Raw genomic sequence first — 21,816 nt, 5'->3', positions numbered from 1 at the left:
ATACACTCAAAGGATAATGCCCGTGTCCGTATCCCGCTTCGATTTTGATACCGTCATCAACCGCAACAACACCCATTGCGAAAAATGGGATGACATGCAGGCCTATTTCGGCGTTTCTCCTGCAGATGGGGGCATTCCGCTCTGGGTGGCGGATATGGAATTCCTGCCGCCGCCTGCGGTGAAGGAGGCGCTGGCCTCCATGTTGGAAGGCGTGCTGGGCTACACCGGTGACTACAGGGAATATCATGCCGCCATTGCCGGATGGATGCAGGGCAGGCACGGTTGGACCATCAAGCCAGAGTGGATATTCGCCACCCACGGCATCGTCATGGCCGTGAACACCATCGTGCAGGCCTTCTGCCGTCCCGGAGACAATGTCATTCTCCAGACGCCCGTGTATTATCCCTTCTTCGGGGCCGTGCGGAACAACGGTTGCCGTGTGACGGCCAACAGGCTGGTCCGCAACGGGCAGGGCAAGTACGAGATGGATTTTGACGCGCTGGAGGCGCAGATGGACGGGCGCACGCGCATGATCGTCCTGTGCAGCCCCCACAATCCCGGCGGGCGCGTGTGGACGCGGCAGGAGCTGGAGCGTCTGGCCGAGATGTGCTGTCGTCATGACGTGCTCATCGTGTCCGACGAGATTCATCACGATCTCGTGTACGGCGATGCGGGGCATCCGCATACGGTCATGGCCTCGCTGTCGCCGGAAGTTGCGGCGCGCACCATTACCTGCACCTCGGCCACGAAGACTTTCAACCTTGCAGGTACGCTTACGGGCAATGTGATCATCTCCGACCCTGCGCTGCACCGGCAGTTTGAACGGCAGATGCACCGTGCGGGCATGTTCCTGCCGAACGCCTTCGGCATGGCGGCGGCCACGGCGGCCTATACGCAGGGCGACGACTGGCTGGACACCCTGCTGCCGTATCTCGCTGCAAACCGAGACGCTGTTGCGCAGGCGGTGGCGGGCCTGTCTTCCGTATCTACCATGCCGCTGGAGGGCACCTACCTCGCGTGGCTCGATTTCAGCGGCTACTGTGCGGAAACCGGGCGCGACATGCAGGAGGTGGTCCGCCGTATTCAGCAGGAGGCCCGTCTGGCCCTGAATCACGGCCATACCTTCGGCCCCGGCGGAGAGAGCTGCATGCGGTTGAATTTCGCATGCGCCAAAAGCCAGCTTTCAGAGGCGTTACAGCGGTTTGTGCAGGTGCTGGTCTGACCTGTGCTGCATGATGGAGCAAAATGGCGTGCCGGTTTTTCAGGTCTCTCCAAATGGGAGGGGTGCTTTCGGGGATATCCACGAAGTTTTTTTGCAACATTTTTTGCCTGAGGCTTCCTTTGGGCCATTGTGCGCACAGACAGCTGCAACCCCGCGTCACTAATTGTGAAAAATTGCTCCAAGAGTGACAATCGCGTTTCCGAGAGGGGCGTTTTAGTCGTATCAACATAACAACATTGACCTTTTTCTGTTAGAAATCACTTGACTTGAACCCCGTTCATGGGTTGGATAAGTCGCTTTCCTGTTGTTTACTTTGGATCGATGGGCTGTGATGCCGGGGGTATTCCGGATCATGGTTTTTTTGCTATAGGAATGTGGCAACGATCCGTCGTTGAGGTAGGTAAACCTGTTTGAAAGAGTACTGGAGGTACTGGATGAAACGTTTTGTTTCCGCAATGGTGCTGGCTCTTGCTCTGGCGCTGTTTGCTGTTCCCGCAATGGCCGGCAAGACCCTGCGTCTCGCCATGGACGCCGACCCGGTGTCCCTTGACCCGCATGTTCAGCTTTCCGGCGGCATGCTGCAGTATTCCCACATGGTCTTCGATCCGCTGGTTCGCTGGACCCAGGACATGCAGTTCGAAGGCCGTCTGGCCGAGAAGTGGGAACGTCTTGATCCCATGACCATGCGTTTTCACCTGCGCAAGGGTGTTAAGTTCCATAGCGGTAACTCCTTTACCGCCAAGGACGTTGCCTGGACCCTTGACCGTCTGAAAGTTTCCCCCGACTTCAAGGGCCTGTTCGAAGTATTCGAACCCGCCGTTGTTGTTGACGATTACACTGTTGATCTGAAGACCAAGGTTGCCTACCCCCTGCTCATGAACATGGCTACCTACATCTTCCCCATGGACAGCGCTTTCTACACTGGCAAGGACGCTGCAGGTCAGGACAAGGGCGCCATCGTGAAGTCCGGTCCTTCCTTTGCCAACGACAACGAATCCGGCACCGGTCCCTTCGTTGTGACCGAGCGTGAACAGGGCGTTAAGCTGCTGCTCACCAAGTTCGACGGCTACTGGGGCCCCCGCGGTAACCTTGACGTTATCGAATTCAAGCCCATCGCCAACGAAGCTACCCGCGTTGCTTCCATCCTTTCCGGCGACGTCGACTGGATTCAGCCCGTTCCCCCCCAGGACTACGACCGTCTTGACGAAGCCAAGAACGTTGACCTGATCACCCTTTCCGGTACCCGTATCATCACCCTGCAGCTCAACCAGAAGCGCGTGCCCGCATTTGCCGACAAGCGCGTTCGTCAGGCTGTAGCATATGCTACCAACAACGCCGGTATCGTGAAGAAGATTCTCAAGGGCCGCTCCACCGTTGCCGGTCAGCAGAGCCCCAAGGGTTACCTCGGCTACGTTGAAGAACTGACCCCCCGTTTCGACGTTGAGAAGGCCAAGCAGCTCATGAAGGAAGCCGGTTTCGAAAAGGGCTTCGAAGTGACCATGATCGCCCCCAACAACCGCTACGTGAAGGACGAAGCCATTGCTCAGGCCTTCGTAGCCATGATGGACAAGATCGGCATCAAGGTTAACCTGAAGACCATGCCCAAGGCTCAGTACTGGGATGAGTTCGACGCACAGGTAGCCGACATCCAGATGATCGGCTGGCACTCCGATACCGAAGACTCCGCTAACTTCACCGAATACCTGCTCATGTGCCGCAACAAGGAAACCGGTATGGGCGCTTACAACTCCGGCGATTACTGCAATCCCGAAGTTGACAAGCTCATCACTGATTCCAACGCTGAAACCGACGTAGCCAAGCGTACCGCCATGCTGCAGAAGGTTGAAAAGATCCTGTACGAAGACGCAGCCTTTATTCCGCTGCACTGGCAGGACCTTTCCTGGGCCGCTTCCAAGAACGTGAAGAACGCCCAGGCCATCGTTAACGGTATGGACTTCCCCTACTTTGGCGATCTGGTAATGCAATAGCCTTGAATGGATGAAATGCCGGAGCGGCCCCCCGCTCCGGCTTCTCCTTTTCAAAGTGACTTTGAGCGGCGGCGGGGGTCCGCCGTCGCAACTAGGCAACTTTGGAAAGGACCAACAATAAGGAACCGGCCCCGCGCCGGTTCTCCCGTGTCTGGGCAACTGCACAGCATTACTTATAACTCATAAAGATACTAAACCGTTATGTTCGCGTTCATCATACGACGCGTGGCGCAGGCCCTCCTCGTCATGTTCGTCATCTCCATCATCGGCTTTGGCATCAAGTATTCCTTCGGGGATCCTGTGCGCGAAATGGTAGGCATGTCCGTGTCTGCCGAAGAGCGCGAGGCCCTTCGGGACAAGCTTGGCTTGAATGATCCGATCGTGGTGCAATGGACCCGCTTTGTGAACAATGCGCTCCATGGCGACCTCGGCCGTTCGTTCTTTTACCGCAAACCCGCGACAGAAGTGATTCTGAAAAAGGCGCCCGCAACGCTGGAACTGGTGTTCTGCAGCGCCATGATCATTCTGCTGGTCTCCACGCCCGCCGGTATCTATGCCGCGGTGAAGCCCAAGTCGGGACTGGCCCGCTTTATCATGGGATTCAGTATTGTAGGGGTCTCAGTCCCCGTCTTCCTTACCGCAATCCTGCTCATATATCTCTTTGCGGTTGAACTGCACTGGTTGCCATCGTACGGACGCGGCGAGACAGTGCGACTATGGGGCTTCTGGGATTCCGGCCTGCTTACGGTGGATGGCCTGAAGCACCTCATTCTTCCTTCCATTGCCTTGTCCTCCATCATGCTGCCGCTCTTCATCCGCCTCATTCGTGCGGAAATGAAGGAAGTGATGCAGACGGAATACGTGAAGTTCGCCCGCGCCAAGGGCCTTAAGCCGTGGCGCATCCTCATGGTACACGGGTTCAAGAATACGTTGCTGCCGGTTATTACCGTGGGCGGCGTGCAGATAGGCATCATGATTGCCTACACCATTCTGACCGAAACCGTGTTCCAGTGGCAGGGTATGGGCTTCATGTTCATTGAAGCCGTTGAACGTTCCGACACCTCCCTGCTTGTTGCCTACCTTGTCTTTGTAGGCGCACTCTTCGTCACCGTGAACACGGTGGTGGATATCATCTACGGCCTGGTGAACCCCATGGTCCGTATCTCGGGGAGGAAATAGACCATGTGGAAAAAATTCCGCCAATCCTACTTTCTGTACAGCTTCCTGCGCGACCCTGTAGCGGTCTGCAGCTTCCTTATTCTGCTGGTGCTGGTTGTGCTGGCGCTTTTTGCGCCGCTGCTGGCCACACAGAATCCGTATGACGGTTCCGCCATCGACATCATGGACGCAGAAATCGCGCCCGCATGGATTTCCGGCGAGAAGTTCCTCTTCGGTACCGACGCGCAGGGCCGCGACATCTGGTCCACCATCCTGTACGGCGCACGCGTATCCCTGCTCATCGGCCTTGGCGCGGTTGCGCTGCAGGCCAGCCTTGGCATCCTCGTGGGGCTGGTCTCCGGCTACAAGGGGGGCAAGATCGACTCCATCCTGATGCGAATCACTGACGTGCAGCTGTCCTTCTCCTCCTACATGGTGGCCATCTTCTTCGGTGCCATCCTGCAGACGGCCTTCGGCGTTGCCGGATACGCCAACATCGCGCTGCCGTTCCTCGTCTTCGTTATCGGGATTTCGGAATGGCCGCAGTATGCCCGTACCGTCCGCGCCTCGGTGCTTGCGGAAAAAAAGAAGGAATATGTGGAAGCCGCGCGCGTTATCGGCCTGAAGCCCTCGCGCATCATGTGGCGCCACATTCTGCCCAACACGCTCACCCCCGTGCTCGTCATCTCCACCGTGCAGGTGGCCAACGCGGTCATGAGTGAAGCGGCGCTTTCCTTCCTCGGCCTCGGCATGCCTGCCAACCAGCCTTCTCTCGGCTCGCTCATCAAGTCCGGTTTTACCTACGTGCTGAGCGGAAGCTGGTGGATTACCCTGTTCCCGGGTCTGGTACTGGTGCTGCTGGTGCTTTCCATCAACCTGCTGGGCGACTGGCTGCGGGATTTCCTGAATCCCAAACTCTATAAGGACTAGGGAACATGGATACTTTGCTTGACGTACGAAACCTGACCGTCAAGTTTGCCCTGCGCGACTATGCGCTCACCGCTGTGAACAATGTCTCCTTCTCGCTGAAGCGCGGAGAGCGTCTCGGCCTTGTGGGCGAGTCCGGCGCGGGCAAATCGGTAACGGGTTTTTCCATAATCAATCTGATCTCCAAGCCGGGCTTCCTTGCAGGCGGCTCGGTCTGGTTTGACGGTCGCGACCTTGCGACCCTTTCCGAAGAAGAAATGCGTCAGGTGCGCGGTAACCGCATCAGCATGATCTTCCAGGATCCCATGATGACCCTGAATCCGGTGCTCACCATCGGAACGCAGATGGTCGAAACCCTGATGGCCCACAAGAAAGTCACCAAGAAGGAGGCGGAGGCCATCGCCATCGACAAGCTGCGCAAGGTGTACATCAACTCGCCGGAAAAGCGCCTGAAGCAGTACCCGCACGAGTTCTCGGGCGGCATGCGTCAGCGCATCGTCATCGCCATTGCGCTGCTTACGGACCCCGCGCTCATCATCGCGGACGAGCCCACCACCGCACTGGACGTGACCATTCAGGCCGAGATCATGGACCTGCTGCTGGAGCTTTGCGAGAATGAGAACATGGGGCTCATTCTCATCACCCACGACCTCGGCGTTGTGTCGCAGGTGACCCAGAAGGTTGCCGTTATGTATGCGGGCAGCATCGTGGAACTGGGCGATACGGAGCAGGTGTGCAGCAACCCGCAGCATCCCTACACCAAGGGCCTTATCGCCGCGCTGCCCGAAGGGGCTACCGGCCTGCGCCTGAACCAGATTCCCGGCAGCATGCCCAGCCTGACGGATATTCCGGATGGTTGTGCCTTCAACAATCGTTGCGAGCTTTGCAAGGACATCTGTCTTTCCAAGGTTCCGCAGCTTGAGCTCAAGAAATCCGGCGTGCACGCCGCCTGTCACGAACTGGAGTAGTCATGGGTAATACGCCTCTTGTAAGCATAAAGAATGTCGTAAAGCACTTTGACATCTCCGGCGGTCTGCTGGACCAGCTGTCCCTCTCCGGCGGCAAGATCGTCCGCAACCGTTCCGTGGTGCATGCGGTGAACAACGTCAGCCTCGACATCATGGAAGGGGAGACCCTCTCCGTGGTGGGCGAATCCGGCTGCGGCAAGTCCACGCTCGCCCGCGTGGTCATCGGCCTGTATCCTCCCACCAGCGGCGAGATTCACTACCGCAACCAGCGCATAGACAACCTGCAGGGCACCAAGCGTCGTCCGTTCCGCACCAAGGCGCAGATGGTCTTTCAGGACCCTTATGCCTCGCTGAACCCGCGTATGCGTGTGCGCCAGATTCTCGAAGAGCCCGTGCGCTTCCACAAGCCCGAGCTCAGCGATGCGCAGGTGCGTGAGAAGGTGGCGGAAGTGATGGAGCAGGTGGGCATCAACCCCCAGTGGGCGGAGCGCTATCCGCATGAATTCTCCGGCGGCCAGCGTCAGCGTATCTCCATTGCGCGCGCTCTGGTGCTGGACCCTGAATTCATCGTGGCGGACGAGCCCATTTCCGCACTGGACGTGTCCATTCAGGCGCAGGTGCTCAACCTGATGATGGACCTGCAGGAGCAGCGCAAGCTGACCTACCTGTTCATCAGCCATGACCTTTCGGTTGTTGAGCATATCTCCGACCGTGTGGCCGTGCTGTATCTGGGTTCCCTGTGCGAACTGGCCACCTCCAAGGAGCTGTTCGACAATCCGCAGCACCCCTACACCAAGGCGCTTCTGTCGGCCATTCCGCGCATCGGCAAGGGCTTCCAGCACATCAAGCTTACCGGCGATGTGCCCACGCCCATCAATCTGCCCACCGGCTGTGTGTTCCATGGCCGTTGTCCGCATGCCAATGATCGCTGCAAGCGCGAGGTTCCCGCAGCCAGAACGCTTGAGAGCGGCACCGTGGTGGCCTGCCACGGCGTCGAGGAAGGGCGTATCTAGCGCCATTTACGGGTTATGAATGACAAAGCCCGTTTCCGGCCTTTTTGTGCCGGAAACGGGCTTTTTTGCGTATTGCGGGGAGGGGCTAGCCAGCCACGACCTTATTCCTGCCTGCCTTCTTGGCCTGATACAGCAATCCGTCAGCAACCTTGATGACCTCTTCCGGCGTGGTCGCCTCGTCCGTGCGTTCCGCAACGCCGATGGAGATGGTCACGGTCACCACGCTCTTGCCTCGGGCTTTCTTGGGCAGGGGGCCGCGGATGCGGAACTCGGCGCGGGCAATGGTTTCGCGCACAGCATCAAGGTGCGGAGCCGCCTCAATGGTCGTGCCCTTGGGGAACAGCACGGTAAATTCCTCACCCCCGTAGCGGTAGGCGGTGCCGCCCCCGGTAACGCGAGAAAGATGGCCTGCCACCATGCGTAGCACGTCGTCACCCACGTCATGTCCGTAGGTATCGTTGAACTTCTTGAAGTGGTCTATGTCGCACATGGCAATGGCGTACTTGCGGCCCAGCTTCTTGCAGTCGGCCATGAGGGCGCGGCGTCCGGGCAGGCCCGTGAGTTCGTCGGCAAAGGCCATGGAGTAGGATTCCTGAAACAGGGTCAGGGTGACAATGAGCGCTCCCACGCTGAAAAAGAGAGCTGCCTGATCGGGCTGTTCCACGTGGTGCAGCCCTGCCATGGCGCAGACTATGGTGGTGACCAGCGCGCCGTGCATGGCATCTCTGGCGGTGGGGGCAACCGCAAGGTGGATCACCAGCCCCAGAATCATGATGCCGGAGAGTACCAGAGCCATCTGCGGAATATAGGTCCAGCTGTCCGCCCATTCCGGCAGCAGGCGGAAGTAGACGATGCGCTGGGCCATGTCTATGACGGCATGTGCCGATTCAGGGCTGAGCATGGTGCCTGCGGTCATCAGCAGCAAGACCGCAACGGCTTGCGCAAGGACGGCGCTGAAATGCAGAATCCCCCAGCCGGTGAGCACGCCACGGTCTTCCAGCAGTTCAAGAACACCGATGTTGAGCGGCAGCAGAAAGCAGGTGGCGGCGTAGCCGAGTTTGACGTTGAGTGCTGAGACGGGGGCCTCCGGCAGAAAGCTGGTGGTTATCCAGCAGCCTGCAGCAAGCAGAAGCAGCAGGAAGACGCTGCGGCTGCGCTTGAACCGCCACGCAAGCGCTATGCCCGTCAAACTGAAGATGTAGGGAAGGGCAGGCAGCATGGGGAGCAGCGCGGAAGGAAGCCTTGCCGGTTTGGCAGCCACGAAGAAGGCTCCGATAACCAGCGCCACGGGCACCACAAGCGCAATGAAGATTCTGAACAGGGCAGTCATGCCGAAAGATCTCCGATAGTCAATAAAACAGGGTGAGTGTGTCGAAACATGTACAGAGTGTAGCGCGAAGGGGCGACAGGGGCAACGGCAGGCAGGCGTGGCGCGCCATGAAAATTGTAAAGGAGGGAGAAACGGTGTTCGGACGGTTGCAGTTTGAAGGAGCCGGCACTGTTTCGTGACTTGCCCGTACCGGCGTAAGGGGGTATCCAGACGCGGGGCCGAAGCGCGTTCGGATTTCATGGTACACGTGATGGCTCCCATCGCGCTCGCGGGGGGCAGAGGCCGCATGGCTCTCGCCCGCCTGAGACAAAATTCAATAATCTAGCTGCACTGCAAACAACCTTCAAGCCGCAAGGACGAATCGAATGGAACGCCATATCCGTTATTCCGACAAGGACAACGCGCTTGTCCTGCTTGACCAGCGCTATCTGCCCTCCCGTGAAGACGACTTTTTCTGCCGCAATACGCAGGACACCATCTACGCCCTGCAGACCATGGTGGTGCGCGGCGCTCCCGCTATCGGCGTGACCGCGGCCTATGGCTGCGTGCTGGCGGCCATGGAAGTTGCCGGTGAGGCTGACTGGAAGACGGCTCTGAAGGAAAAGCTGGAACTCATCGCAGAGGCGCGTCCCACGGCCGTGAACCTGCGCTGGGGCGTGGAACGCATGAAGACGCTCTGGGCCGCCAACGAGGGGCTGGACCGCGAGGCGCTGGTGGCCCTGTGGCTGACCGAAGCCAAACTTGTGCATAAAGAAGATATTGAGATCAACACCCGCATGGGCGCACACGGGGCAACCGTCATTGACGACGGCGACACCGTAATGACCCACTGCAACGCGGGTGCGTTGGCAACCGCCGGTTATGGTACCGCGCTGGGTGTTGTTCGTGGTGCCATTGACGCGGGCAAGAAGGGCATCAAGGTTATCGCCAATGAGACCCGCCCCTTCCTGCAGGGCGCACGCCTGACCGCCTATGAACTGAAGGAAGACAACATTCCCGTCACCGTTGCCTGCGACAACGCCTGCGGCCTGCTCATGCGCCGCGGCATGGTGCAGAAGGTGGTGGTGGGCGCAGACCGCGTGGCTGCCAACGGCGATGCCGTGAACAAGATCGGCACCTATTCCGTGGCCCTGCTGGCCCGTGAACACGGCGTTCCCTTCTATGTTGCCGCGCCGCTTTCCACCATCGACCGCAACATGCCCGACGGCGATTCCACCCCCATTGAAGACCGTACCCCACGTGAAGTGACCCATGTGGGCGAAACCCAGATCACCCCGGACGGCGTTCCGGTATACAACTTTGCCTTCGACGCCACCCCCAACGAGTTGATCGCAGGCATCATCACGGAAGTGGGTGTGCTGCGTGCTCCCTATGCGGAATCCATTGCCAAGGCGTTCAAAGACGCGGGCATCGAATAGCAGGTCTGTCCGGCTGTTGCCGGTGCATTAGGTCTGTCGTGTAGAAAGTGCAAAGGGGAACACGGTATTTCCGTGTTCCCCTTTTGTCTGTTTTACCAGGGAGTAAAGGCGCAGCCTTGATTACTTCGGGGTGCTGCCGATGTAGCGCTCTATGATTTCCTGCAGTTCGCCGTTCTTTTTCATGCGGGCGAGTTCGGCATTGAAGATCGGCAGATAGTCAGCCAGCTCCTGCGTATTGCCGAAGACAAAGCCGTAGCCATGCTTTGGCGTGTAGGGCTTGCTGATGACGAACTCGTCGCGGAAGGAAGGATTGTTCTGCATGTAATAGCGCGTGACATATTCGCAATCGAGCACGGCATCCACTCTGCGCAACTGCAACATACGCAACGACTCGTAGGGGGTGGAGCAATCCGAGCGGCTAAGCCTGCCGGACATGAAACCATCGGAGAATTCCGGATAGAGAAAGCCGAGCACGGTACCCAATGTAAGGCTCTGGTCGCTGGCAATATCGTCGGGAGAATAGGGGACGGCGCGTCGGGAAATGACCACCTCTGCAATATCCAGAACGGTGTCGCTCCACAGGTATCTTTGGGGATTGTGTACCCAGTTGGGGCTCTTGAAGTACACGTGCAGCTTGTCTGAGCCCAGCACGGCCATGGCCCGTTTTTCGGGATACTCCACTATCTGCAGCTGTACGCCGGTTCGTTGCGTTATCCGCCGCAATACTTCCAACATGATGCCAGAGCTGTCCTCGGGCTTTTCGGCCCTTATGAGAAAAGGAGGCCAGCCTTGAGGGCCGATGGAGGCTATGAGTTTGTCCGGTCTTACGGGCTGGGCCGCAGAATGGCCCGCAAAAGCCAGTAGCAGGCAGAGGATGAATGCTATGCAGATGCACCGCAGGTGATGTGTGGAAAATGTATACATGCAATACCGTAAAAAGATGGAGTGCTGGTTTCGAATACAATTGCTTTGTGTTATTTGACAAGCGAATATTTCTGTCATGTAAGGGGAGGTGCAGGCGTAATTGCTTCAAGCAGGCGGTGCCCCGATGCATAGTGCTATTATTTCGCAAAAGCATCCTGTTGTTGCCGTAGCGTTTCGCAGGCCCGCCCCAGCCTGCGCATGGCCTCACGTATCACCTCCGCGTCATGCAGGGTGACATTGAGCCGCAGGAATCGTTCTCCATCCGCAGGATTGAGGAAAAAGGCTGTACCCGGAGCAACGGCCACCCCGTTGTTCAGGGCGGCTTCGGTTACGGCAGTGGCGGTCAGGTCCGGCGGCAGGGTGCACCATGCGAAGAGGCCGCCTGTAACGGGGCTGACCGTGATGTCCTCCGGCAGATATTCGGCGCAGGCGGCGAGCAGGGCGTCGCGTCGTCTGCGGTAGATGCTGCACGAGCGGGAAAGGTGCGTGCGATGCCTGCCCACGGACACGAAGCGGTACAGGGCCCGCTGGATGACTCCTGAAGAGGAGATGTCGTTCAGGCGTTTGCAGCGCACCAGCAGGTCGCGCACGGGGCCTTCCGCCACCATGTACCCCACGCGCAGCCCCGGCATGAGCATCTTGGAAAAGGTGCCCATGTAGAAGCATGCGCCCTTGGCCGCCAGCGCCTTCAGGGCGGGCTGGGCGTGTCCTTCGTATCGCAGGTCTCCCACGAAATCATCTTCCACAAGGGGCACGGCATAGGCTGCGGCCAACTGCACCAGCTGCCGCCTGCGTTGTCCGCTCATGCAGATGCCTGTGGGATTCTGGAAGTTGGGCATGGTGAAGATGAGCTTGGGGCTGTGTGCCCTGAGCGCTTCCTCCAGCTTGTCCATGCGCATGCCCTCGGCATCCATGGGAATCTGGATGATGTTCAGGCCGCGGGCGCGGAACAGGTCCATGCCGTCGGCATAGGAGGGGCCTTCCGTGACGACCGTGTCACCATGGCGGGTGAGCAGCTGTGTCACCAGTGCCAAGGCCTGCTGGGAGCCGGAGGTGATGATGATGTCGTCCGTGGCGGCAGGAATGCCCTGATCCGCCAGCACGTGCGAAATGGTGCGCCGCAGGGGGGCGTAACCGGCCATGTCGGCATATTCACCGGCATCGGTGCCTTCCTTGCGCAGGGTGTCGCGCAGGCTGGCCCGCAGCTCATCCAGTGGGTAGAGGGCGGGATCGCTGTTGCCGCAGTTCAGCGAGATGATGTTTCTGTCGGGGCTGTGCGTGAGCAGCGGAATGGGCGGTTTGGCGGGCAGGGAACTGAAGCGCTCCACCACGGTCTGCTGCCATGCGGGCCATGTGTCACACTTCGTATTACACTTCGTACTAGCTTCCGTATGTCTTGAGGCGGCTGGGCTCCTGCGTACGTCAGGGAAGGGCGGAAGGATGAAGGTGCCGCTGCCTACGCGGGCCGCAAGCAGTCCGGCGGCCTCCAGTTCTGCATAGGCGTTTTCCACCGTGATGCGGTTCACCCCCAGCTCCAGGGCAAGTTTGCGTATGGCGGGCAGGCGCATGCCCGCAGGCAGGGCGTGCGATTCTATGCCCTCGCGGATGAAGGCGGCGATCTGTGAATAGAGCGGGCTGCCGCTCTCTCTGTCCAGCGGAATACGCATTGTGCTGTCATCCTTGGAAAGGGTGTAAAATTGGCATGGTTGTTTTTCATATAAACCATGCCTTTCAAAGGGGTCAATCCTGCCGGTATCTGTTTATCAGAACAATTCGTTGTGAAAGCAGGTTCTGACAGGAGAAGACGGATGAGCGTAACAGATACAGCGGGCAGCGCCGCGGGCAAGGGCTACACCATCGCCGTAGCCAGCGCGGTGATGCTGTCCTTCACGGGCATTCTGATCAAATATATCGGCGATACCTACCACCTGGCCCCTATGGTGCTGGCCTTCTGGCGTAACAGCATGGTCTGTGCGGTGCTTGTCTGCGCCCTTGCGCTGCGTGGCGTTGCCGTGCTGGAGCCTCTGCGCGAGCACTGGAGGTTCTTTGTCTGTTACGGCGGCATGCTGGCGGTGTTCAATTCCATGTGGACCACCACGGTCATTCTCAACGGGGCCGCAGTAGGGACGGTGCTGGTCTACTGTTCGGCGGCCTACACGGTGGTGCTGGGCAGGATGTTCTTTGGTGAAGCGCTTGGTGTCTCCAAGCTGATTGCCGTGGCTCTGTGCATTGCTGGCTGCGTGTTGGTGGCCGATGCCCTGAATGCGGAGACATGGCGGCTGAACGCGCTCGGAGCAGGGGCGGGCATCGCCTCCGGCCTGCTGTATGCGGGCTACAGCATCATGGGCCGCACGGCCGGAAATCGCGGATTGCAGCCATGGGTGACACTACTTTACACCTTTGCCTTTGCGGTGCTGTTCCTTTCCCTGTTAAACCTGATCATGGGCAATCTGAAGCCGGAACTGGGGCTTGCCGCGACCTCCCTTTCCGAGATGGCACCGGAGCGCCTCCAGTGGGGCGGCTGGCTGGCCCTGTTCGTGCTCGCTGCAGGTCCGACCCTGCTGGGATTCGGGCTGTACAACGTGTCCCTGTGCTATCTGCCTTCCTCGGTGGCGAACATCATCCTGACCTTGGAACCGGCGCTGACGGCTGTTGTTGCCTACTGGGCGCTGGGCGAGCGCATGACCCCCATTCAATGGACCGGTGCGGCGCTCATTCTGTGCGGCGTTGTGGTGCTGAGAGTGGCGGGCATGCGCAGGCGGAAGGTTGCCGCCATGGAGACGTGGAGAGCACGTGCCCTTGTCGGCGAACCTGTAGCCGAGCCGGAAGCCTAGATGCGTAGGGGGTGAAGCATTGAAAGTGATCGGAGTGCATCCGAACGCTTATCAATAGGTGACGATGTGTTGTCTTTTTATTGTGAGTTTATTAGGGATGTTAACATGAGTAATTGACGGAGCTGGGGTTGTGTAGCAAACTCCTGCCCCATAGGGGGGATACTTGTTACCGGCGTGCTCGGGGCGTGCCGAGAGGAGTTATCCCGAATGCACTGTCGTCTTTCCGGCCTACCGTTTTCCCAGAGATCAGACTTGCCATCTGGGCTGTCTTTTGGCCGCTTTTCCTGCGCACCAGAGCAGTGCCTTTGCAATGCCTCCGTTTCCGCAGGGCACCGTTGCGGGCACAATCCTTCCTTGTTTCGGGACGCCGATCTGCCGCGTTCCGCCTGCTCTGCCGCTTTTCTGACGCGGTTCTCCTTCATTCGTCCTGCAAAGCGGGGTGAATCATGAAAGGATCTTTCCCTTTTCCTATCGCAACATTGCTCTTTCTGGCCGCCCACTGGGTCGTAATGCTGTTCCTGCGAACGCGCTATGGCGATTACAGAAAGGCCTATGCCCTTCACAGATTCAGTGCCAATTGCCAGCCTGCAGGGGAAGTGGCTGTGACGTATTGCAGGCCTTATTTGATCTTGGGGTCCCTTGTGGCGGCGTTTTCATTCTGGATACTCGAGGTGGTGCTCCCGGCAGGGGGGGCTATGCTCTCTAAGATCGGCTTTGTGTGCATGTTTGTATTCATTTACCGCCTCTGGCAGAGCGGTTGGGGCGACTTTATCGCCTCTGATGGGAAGAGTCTGGTTATGCGTAAGGGCATCAAAAAGCGTGAATACTGCATTCCGTGCTCAGACGTGGTGCTGACTGAAATGGCAAACAGGTCTTACCCCGGTGCCCTCGGAGAGGTCGCGGGATATGACGAATGGCGCATACATACTTCTCGGGGTGAGAAATATATCATTACGGCCAGGCATTCCGAAGAGCTTGCCGCGCTGATTGGGGCACCTGTCGATCGATGGCTAGATCGATGAAGGATTGCCGGTATTGCATTCAGAGAAGCCGCGGCTGTAAGTTTGTTGCTTTAGCTTTTAGCTAACGGGAAACATGATATGAAAGCTCCCTCTCCCCTTCCGGTCGGAACTCTGGTTTATCTGGCCTCTCATTTTGCCGTATTTCTGTTCTTGCGGTTGCGCTATGGCGATTACAGGAAGGTGTATGCACTCAGCAGATTCAGAGCCAACTGCGAGCCCGCCGGGGAAGTGTTTGTGAGTTGTAAAGGCAGATCTCAGGTTGCGATCATTCTTATAACAGCACTGGTGCTTTGGGGTACAGAAAGCGACCTTCAGTTAAAGGGCTGGTTAAACACTGATGATATAGGCATTATGATTTTCTTGTTTTTGTATACGGTTATGTTGTTATCTCTGGGGGCATTCATAGCCTCTGACGGGGTGCATATAGTCATGAGGAGGGGCTTGCTGTCCCGGGAGCACCGTGTTTTGTGTCAGGCCGTTATCAGGACGGAGTTGATGATTAAGGAAATTCCTTATTGTAGCACGACAGTAAATGTCCCTGTGTGGAATATCTATACAGCAAAAAAAGAACCATATGTTGTCTACTTGCGGCATGATGACGCGCTTGCCGAGTTGATAGGAGCGCCAATCGAGCGCGTGACAAAGAGAAAAGAGTGAGACCGTCAGCATACGTTGCTGAATGATACAAAAAACAGCCGGAGCAAATGCTCCGGCTGTTGTCTTTCAGTCTCCATGCAACACAGGCCAGCCGTTACAGCGGTCTGGTCGCCTCATCCACAAGGTAGATCACGTTCCGGTACGGAATGGTGGCGTGCAGCGCCAGACCCACCTCGCAGGTGCGGGAGGTGGAATACCCTTCCGAGCAGTGCTCCACCTGCGCCTTCAGCTCGGCCAGCGCGGCCTTGTTCAGTTCCGGATACCGGAAGCCCCGGTCGCCTGCGAAGCCGCAGCAGAACACGTTTTCCGGCATCACAACCTGTTCGGCGCACAGTTCGGCCAGCTCCTTGAACTTGCCGTCCAGCCCCATTTTGCGGGCGGTGCAGGTGGCGTGCAGGGCCACGGATCTGGGCACCTTGGTGAAGCGGAGCTTGTCCTTCAGGTGCGTCAGTACGAACTCGATGGGTTCGAACAGGGTGAGGCGCTTATCCATGGTATCCTTCATGCGGTACAGACAGGGGCTGGTATCGCTGAGGATGGGATATTCGCCGTTGTTGCTGGCCTTCAGCAGGGCTTCGGAGAGTTCCTTGGACTTCATGTCCGCCTGCGCGTCAAAGCCCTTGGATTCGAATGCCTGACCGCAGCACAGCTCGTTCAGCCGCTCGGGGAAGATGACTTCGTACCCCGCCTTGAGCAGCAGGGCGATGGTCTTTCTGGGCAGTTCGGTTTTTTCCGTATCGCCTTCCGAGGGGCCCATGGTGCGGCTGATGCAGCTGGGGAAATAGACCACCTTGAGCGGGTTGGTCTGGTTCACAGGCACCGGCTTCACGGGGCTCAGGCCCGAGGGCATTTCCTTGTTCCACAGCGGCAGTTTCTTCAGGGTGAGCACACGCAGGGTCTGCGAGCCGGTATCCATTACCGTGGTGCCCAGCAGCTTGTGCGCAAGGTTCACGCCCTTCAGGGTGTTGGCCACGACCTTGGCAACGGTGCCGAAGTTGCTTGCCACCCAGTCCGCAGCCTTGGCCTGACGCGGGGTCACATGTTCGCCGCGCAGCTTCTTGATGAACGAACCGGTGTTGATGCTCACCGGGCAGCGGGTGGCGCACAGGCCGTCCGTGGCGCAGGTGTTGTCGCCAAAGTAGCTGTAGTCGGAGAAGAGCTTCTTGAGCAGCTTGTCCTTCTCGTCGCCGGCCTTCATGCGGCTGATCTCGCGCCATGCGGTAATGCGCTGGCGCGGGGTGAAGGTGACGTTGCGTGAGGGGCAGATGGGTTCGCAGAAGCCGCATTCGATACAGGTATCCACAATGGAATGCGCGGCGGGCAGCGGCTTCAGGTTGCGGATGTGCGCCTCTGCGTCTTCGTTGATGATGACGCCGGGGTTCAGCAGGCCGTAGGGGTCGAAGATGTTCTTGATCTCCTTCATCAGGCGATAGGCGGCTGCGCCCCATTCCATTTCCACAAAGGGAGCCATGTTGCGGCCCGTGCCGTGCTCGGCCTTGAGCGAGCCGTCGTAGTCCTTCACGACCATGGCGCACACTTCGTCCATGAAGCCCTGATAGCGAATGACTTCCTTGGCCTCGGAGAAGTCCTGCGTGAACACGAAGTGCAGGTTCCCTTCCAGCGCATGGCCGAAGATGATGGCTTCGTTGTATTCGTATTTCTTGAGCAGTTCTTGCAGTCTGAGGGTGGCGTTTGCCAGTTCCTTGATGGGGAAGGCCACGTCTTCGATAATGACCGTGGTGCCCACCTTGCGCACGGCACCCACAGCGGGGAACAGCCCCTTGCGCACGGCCCACAGCTGGTTGAACTCGGCAGGCACGTCGGTGAATTCCACATCGCCAACCTTGGCAATGTGTTCAATGGATTTGGTGATCTTGCCGATCTGCTTGGTGAGCTGCGCCTTGGTTCCGGCGCGGGTTTCCACCAGCAGGGCGGTGGTGTTGTCCGCGACTTCGCCCAACAGGCATGCGGGCATGCCCGGCTTGCCGCAGACGGAACGCAGTGCGCGGTCGTCCATCAGTTCCACGGCTGAAACAGGCGTGTCGCGCAGGATGATGGTGGCCTCGCACGCGGACTTGATGTCCGGGAAGAAGATCAGGGCGGATGCCTTGTTGGGGTGTTCCACCACCGTGCGGTAGGTGACTTCGGAAATGAAGCCCAGCGAACCTTCCGAGCCCACCATCAGGTGCTGGATGATGTCGAAGGGATCTTCAAAGTCCACCAGCGCGTTCAGGCTGTAACCGGTGGTGTTCTTGATTTTGAACTTGCGGGCGATCTGGTCGGAAAGGGCGGAATCCGCCACCACTTCCTGACGCAGCAGACGGATGCGTTCAAGGATATTGGGATGCTTGCGCGAGAATTCCGCGCGGCTCTTGTCGTCCGAGGTGTCGAGCACGGTGCCGTCCCAGAACACGAGCCGCATCTTGTCCAGCGTCTTGTAGCTGTTCTCGGCTACGCCGCAGCACATGCCCGATGCGTTGTTCGCTACAATGCCACCGATTTTCGCGGTATCGATGGATGCGGGGTCCGGTCCGATCTTCTTGCCGAACTCGGCCAGCAGCCGGTTGGCGTTGGTGCCGATGATGCCCGGCTGCAGGGTGATGCGGGTGGCATCGTCAAAAATGCGGAACTTGCGCCAGCCGTCGCCCAGACGGACCAGCACGGAATCCGAAACTGCCTGACCGGAAAGGCTCGTTCCGGCCGCGCGGAAGGTCACCGGAACACGGTACTTGTTGGAAAGCTTGAGAATGTGAACAACCTCAGCCTCTACGTTGGTATCGATGACCATCTTCGGGATGAGGCGGTAAAAGCTCGCATCTGTGCCGTACGCGAGCACGCGGAGCGGGTCGGTGTAGATATTCTGCTTGGGGACGACGTCGAGGACTTCCTTGTAGAAATCAGCATACGGTGCCGGCAACATGCTATATTCCTCCAGCAAACAGGGTGTGACGGGTAGGGCACAATGCCCGACTCTCTCTGCGGACGACCGGACAACGGTTCACGCCATATCAGTCCGTAATGGCGTTGGGGGTGTTGTTCCCCTTCCGTTTCCAACATCTGCAGGGACAGCAGTATGATCGAGTTAGCCGCTCTGACCGCAAGGGACAGGGCAGGAACCCTTCTTATAGCACACCATTCCTGTTAAGGAAAAGAGAAATCAGCAATGAGGCGTCAGCGGGCGCTGACAGGGGGGGGCAGATCTACCAGTCCACCACAATGCGGACCTTCTGCTTGGCCTTGTTGGTGAACAGCACATACCCGTGCTCGCGTCCGTGCAGGTACAGATCGCGGGTTATGCGCACGTCCTGTTCGCAGTAGCGGGCAATCTCGTCCACCTTGCCTTCCTTCCACCACTTCAGCGCCTGCAGGCCGTCCGCCGACTTGGGCGCGTCGAACGTGGCCGAACCCAGATTATCCAGCGAGACGCGGTAGCTCAGCCGTTTGCGGATCACATCCAGCATGTCCAGCGTGGGCAGGGTGGCAAGGTTCTGCGTGGTATAGGCAGAAAGCACCTTGTAGTCGAAGCGCAGGATGTTGAAGCCCACCACAAGGTCGAACTCCTCAAGCAGCTTCAGCATTTCCGGCATGCGGTCTTCCGTGTAGGCGGTGAAGGCGTCTGTTGCGGAATCGTACAGGACCGCAATGCTCACGCGCATGCGCTCGGCACGGTTCCAGCCGCCCACCTCCTGCGCGGAAAGCTGGGTCTCCACGTCCAGCACCGCATAGCGGGCAGGGGGGAGAAATTTTGACGTGGGGGATTGAGCAGCCAAAGGCATGCCTCCGGCGGGGAGGGGAGGATGTACCGGCTCGCTTCGCTGGGCCCCATCCACCCCACGGCAGAGTGCTGACTCGTTAGGAAGCGTTGCCGTGTCTGGGGTCTCTGGTCTGGCAGAGGCAGAGTGCGCGGTGGGCTCAAACTGCGCAGGTCTGGTTGTCGTGGTGGGGTGATCGACAGGTTGTAATACGAACTGTTCGCGTAAGTGTTCGTCAGAAGCAGCATCACGCGAGGCGAGGCGCAGCAGCAGGTCAAGGGCTCCGGCCTTGTCTATGGGGCGGTTGCCCGACCCGCACTTGGGCGAATGCACGCAAGAAGGGCACCCCAGTTCGCAACCGCAGTCGCGGATAACCGCAAGGGTGCGCTCAAACATGTCCACGGCGCGCTCGAACGCCAGCCTGGTCAGTCCTGCACCGCCGGGCATGCCGTCGTAAATGAATACCGCAGGCTTGCCCACCTGCGCGTGCATGGGCGTGGAAATGCCGCCAAGGTCGTTGCGGTCCGTCATGACCAGCAGGGGCAGAATGCCGATGGCCGCGTGTTCAATGGCATGGATGGAGCCCATGAAGTGCATGAACGCATCCTCCATGGCGCGCTGCACATCCATGGGAATCTCGAACCACAGGCCCTCGGTCTCGAATATCTGGGGCGGCAGGTCCAGCGGGATGATGCCGAGCAGATTGCCGCCGCCGCGTACGCTGCGCCGCTCGTAGCCGCTGATACGTTCGGTAACGCGCAGCTTGCCGAGGCAGATGCGGGTGCCCCACACCACCTTTTGGTCCAGCACTTCCAGAATCTCGGTGTCCTTGTTGCCGCGCACGCGGGTGTAGTAGTCCACTTTCTCCTCGGCCACGCGGGCCGTGCGGGTCTCAAGGTCCAGAGAGGTCACTGTCCATGAGGTGCCCTTGTGCAGATAGACCGCGCCGGGGTGTGTTTCGCGCAGGGCCTTGATGCCGTCCACGCTGCCGATGACCGTGCCGTCCGTCGTCTGGATGTGGAAGCTGTTGCCCGCACCACGCAGGTCCACGTGCCGCTGGGGCCGTTTGCGTGCGGCAAAGATGGCGGTGTCGTCCGCATCGCGCAGCAGCAGGCCTTCCAGTTCCAGCTCGCGGATGGCGCTCTGCACGTCCTGCGCCTGCAGCCACTGTTCGGCCGGACGCAGGCTCAGCTCCGCCGCCGCGCATTCCAGATGCCGCTTCAGAATCACGGGGTTGTGCGGGTTCAGCACCGCGTGTTCGGCGGGGCGCTCGAAAAAGTCCTGCGGGTGGCGCATGAAATATTGATCCAGCGCATCCTCGCCCGCCACCAGCACCACGGCGCTCTCCTGCGTGGAGCGGCCCACGCGACCGCCGCGCTGCATGGTCGCCATGACCGTGCCGGGGTAGCCCACCAGAATGCACAGATCCAGTGCGCCGATGTCTATGCCCAGTTCCAGCGCGCTGGTGGAGATGACCGCAAGCAGTTCGCCGCTGGACATCTTCGCCTCGATCTCGCGCCGTTCCTCGGGGAGGAAGCCCGCCCGGTATGCGGAGATGCGCTCCTTGTACGGGCCGGATTTCTGGCCCGCCCACAGGCTGATGAGTTCCGTCATCTTGCGCGACTGCGTGTACACGATGGTGCGCAGGTTGCGGGACAGCGCGGATTTCAGGAGCTGGATGGCGGCGGTGGAGGGGCTTTCATACGGGTCCAGAAACACGAAATGTCGTTTGCCCTGCGGTGCGCCGCTCTGCGTGATGACCTGAATGTCCGATTCCGGCAGGCCGGTCAGCTGCTGGCACAGCTCGCCGGGGTTGCCCACGGTGGCGGAGCAGAAAATGAAGGTGGGCGTGATGCCGTATTGCTTGCAGATACGCAGCAGCCGCCGGAAAAGCTGGGCCATGTGTGAGCCGAGCACCCCACGGTAGGTGTGCACCTCGTCCACCACGATGAACTGGAGCGAGGCCAGAAACTGCACCCACTGTTCATGGTGCGGCAGAATGGAAAGATGCAGCATCTCCGGATTGGTCATCAGTACCGTGGGCGGATTGGTGCGGATCTTCTTGCGGAAGTGCGGAGTGGTGTCGCCGTCGTAGATGGCGGCCTCGGGCCGTGCTTCCTTGGGCCAGTGGGCCGTGAGCTGGCGGAATGTCTTGAGCTGATCCTGCGCCAGTGCCTTGAGCGGAAAGAGGTAGAGTGCGCGGGCGTCGCGGTCCTGCAGGAAACGCTCGATGACCGGCAGGTTGTAGACAAAGGTCTTGCCGCTGGCCGTGGGGGTTGCCACCACCACGTGCCTGCCGGAACGGATGTAGTCAGTTGCCAGCGCCTGATGCGCATAGAGTTCGCGGATGCCCTGCATGGCCAGCAGGTCGCGGATGGCCGTGGGCCATGGTCGCCTGTTCGGGGCGAACTGCGCCTCCGCCTCGGGCAGGACACGATGATAGATCACCTGCTCGCCCAGCCGGTCTGAGGCCTTCAGTGCGGCTACGTACTCCGCTATGATTTCCGCTTCGTCATGCATACGCAGGGACCATGATGGGCCGTAGGGCGGTTTGTCAACCGAACGCTGCGAGACTGCCCGGCGTCATCGGGAGGGAATGGCTC

The 21,816-nt window shown here is 59.2% G+C and carries 15 protein-coding genes; 10 read left to right on the top strand and 5 right to left on the bottom strand.

Going from position 1 to position 21,816, the window contains the following annotated elements:
- Positions 1–22 precede the first annotated feature (22 nt).
- The 6 genes from N1030_RS13045 (at position 23) to N1030_RS13020 (ending at position 7,276) form a co-directional block, all read left to right on the top strand.
- Positions 23–1,222: a MalY/PatB family protein gene (locus tag N1030_RS13045; protein ID WP_265825911.1), complete on the top strand. Its 1,200-nt coding sequence runs from the start codon at positions 23–25 to the stop codon at positions 1,220–1,222.
- A gap of 434 nt (positions 1,223–1,656) precedes the next feature.
- Positions 1,657–3,210 carry an ABC transporter substrate-binding protein gene (locus N1030_RS13040; protein ID WP_265825910.1) on the top strand — a complete coding sequence of 518 codons (1,554 nt, stop codon included), beginning with the start codon at positions 1,657–1,659 and terminating at the stop codon, positions 3,208–3,210.
- Positions 3,211–3,411: 201 nt separating this feature from the next.
- Complete coding sequence (locus N1030_RS13035; protein WP_265825909.1) at positions 3,412–4,389, top strand: ABC transporter permease; 978 nt, start codon at positions 3,412–3,414, stop codon at positions 4,387–4,389.
- Positions 4,390–4,392: 3 nt separating this feature from the next.
- Complete coding sequence (locus N1030_RS13030; protein WP_265825908.1) at positions 4,393–5,298, top strand: ABC transporter permease; 906 nt, start codon at positions 4,393–4,395, stop codon at positions 5,296–5,298.
- 5 nt (positions 5,299–5,303) lie between these two features.
- A complete protein-coding gene (locus tag N1030_RS13025) occupies positions 5,304–6,263 on the top strand; it encodes an ABC transporter ATP-binding protein (protein ID WP_265825907.1) in 960 nt (319 codons plus the stop codon).
- A 2-nt stretch (positions 6,264–6,265) separates the two neighbouring features.
- A complete protein-coding gene (locus tag N1030_RS13020; protein WP_265825906.1) occupies positions 6,266–7,276 on the top strand; it encodes an ABC transporter ATP-binding protein in 1,011 nt (336 codons plus the stop codon).
- Between the two features lie 85 nt (positions 7,277–7,361).
- On the opposite strand, the gene N1030_RS13015 is transcribed toward N1030_RS13020, so the two are convergent.
- Positions 7,362–8,606, bottom strand: coding sequence for a GGDEF domain-containing protein (locus tag N1030_RS13015; protein WP_265825905.1), 1,245 nt, complete (start codon positions 8,604–8,606; stop codon positions 7,362–7,364).
- A gap of 365 nt (positions 8,607–8,971) precedes the next feature.
- Between N1030_RS13015 and mtnA the strand changes: the two genes are divergently transcribed.
- A complete protein-coding gene (mtnA, locus tag N1030_RS13010) occupies positions 8,972–10,024 on the top strand; it encodes an S-methyl-5-thioribose-1-phosphate isomerase (protein ID WP_265825904.1) in 1,053 nt (350 codons plus the stop codon).
- 120 nt (positions 10,025–10,144) lie between these two features.
- On the opposite strand, the gene N1030_RS13005 is transcribed toward mtnA, so the two are convergent.
- Positions 10,145–10,948: a substrate-binding periplasmic protein gene (locus tag N1030_RS13005; RefSeq protein WP_265825903.1), complete on the bottom strand. Its 804-nt coding sequence runs from the start codon at positions 10,946–10,948 to the stop codon at positions 10,145–10,147.
- 137 nt (positions 10,949–11,085) lie between these two features.
- Entirely contained in the window at positions 11,086–12,615 is a 1,530-nt protein-coding gene (pdxR, locus tag N1030_RS13000; protein ID WP_265825902.1) for a MocR-like pyridoxine biosynthesis transcription factor PdxR, read from the bottom strand.
- A 141-nt stretch (positions 12,616–12,756) separates the two neighbouring features.
- Between pdxR and N1030_RS12995 the strand changes: the two genes are divergently transcribed.
- The 3 genes from N1030_RS12995 (at position 12,757) to N1030_RS12985 (ending at position 15,461) form a co-directional block, all read left to right on the top strand.
- A complete protein-coding gene (locus N1030_RS12995) occupies positions 12,757–13,782 on the top strand; it encodes a DMT family transporter (RefSeq protein ID WP_265825901.1) in 1,026 nt (341 codons plus the stop codon).
- Positions 13,783–14,228: 446 nt separating this feature from the next.
- Positions 14,229–14,804: a hypothetical protein gene (locus N1030_RS12990; RefSeq protein ID WP_265825900.1), complete on the top strand. Its 576-nt coding sequence runs from the start codon at positions 14,229–14,231 to the stop codon at positions 14,802–14,804.
- Positions 14,805–14,882: 78 nt separating this feature from the next.
- Positions 14,883–15,461, top strand: coding sequence for a hypothetical protein (locus N1030_RS12985; protein WP_265825899.1), 579 nt, complete (start codon positions 14,883–14,885; stop codon positions 15,459–15,461).
- A 94-nt stretch (positions 15,462–15,555) separates the two neighbouring features.
- On the opposite strand, the gene N1030_RS12980 is transcribed toward N1030_RS12985, so the two are convergent.
- Together N1030_RS12980 and N1030_RS12975 are read right to left on the bottom strand one after the other, a co-directional pair.
- Positions 15,556–18,381 carry an FAD-binding and (Fe-S)-binding domain-containing protein gene (locus tag N1030_RS12980; RefSeq protein WP_265825898.1) on the bottom strand — a complete coding sequence of 942 codons (2,826 nt, stop codon included), beginning with the start codon at positions 18,379–18,381 and terminating at the stop codon, positions 15,556–15,558.
- Between the two features lie 280 nt (positions 18,382–18,661).
- A complete protein-coding gene (locus N1030_RS12975; RefSeq protein ID WP_265825897.1) occupies positions 18,662–21,733 on the bottom strand; it encodes a DEAD/DEAH box helicase in 3,072 nt (1,023 codons plus the stop codon).
- Positions 21,734–21,816 lie beyond the last annotated feature (83 nt).

Origin of the sequence: Desulfovibrio mangrovi (assembly GCF_026230175.1) — a bacterium.
GTDB classification, from domain to species: domain Bacteria; phylum Desulfobacterota; class Desulfovibrionia; order Desulfovibrionales; family Desulfovibrionaceae; genus Halodesulfovibrio; species Halodesulfovibrio mangrovi.
This window is presented reverse-complemented; position numbering and strand designations above follow the sequence as displayed.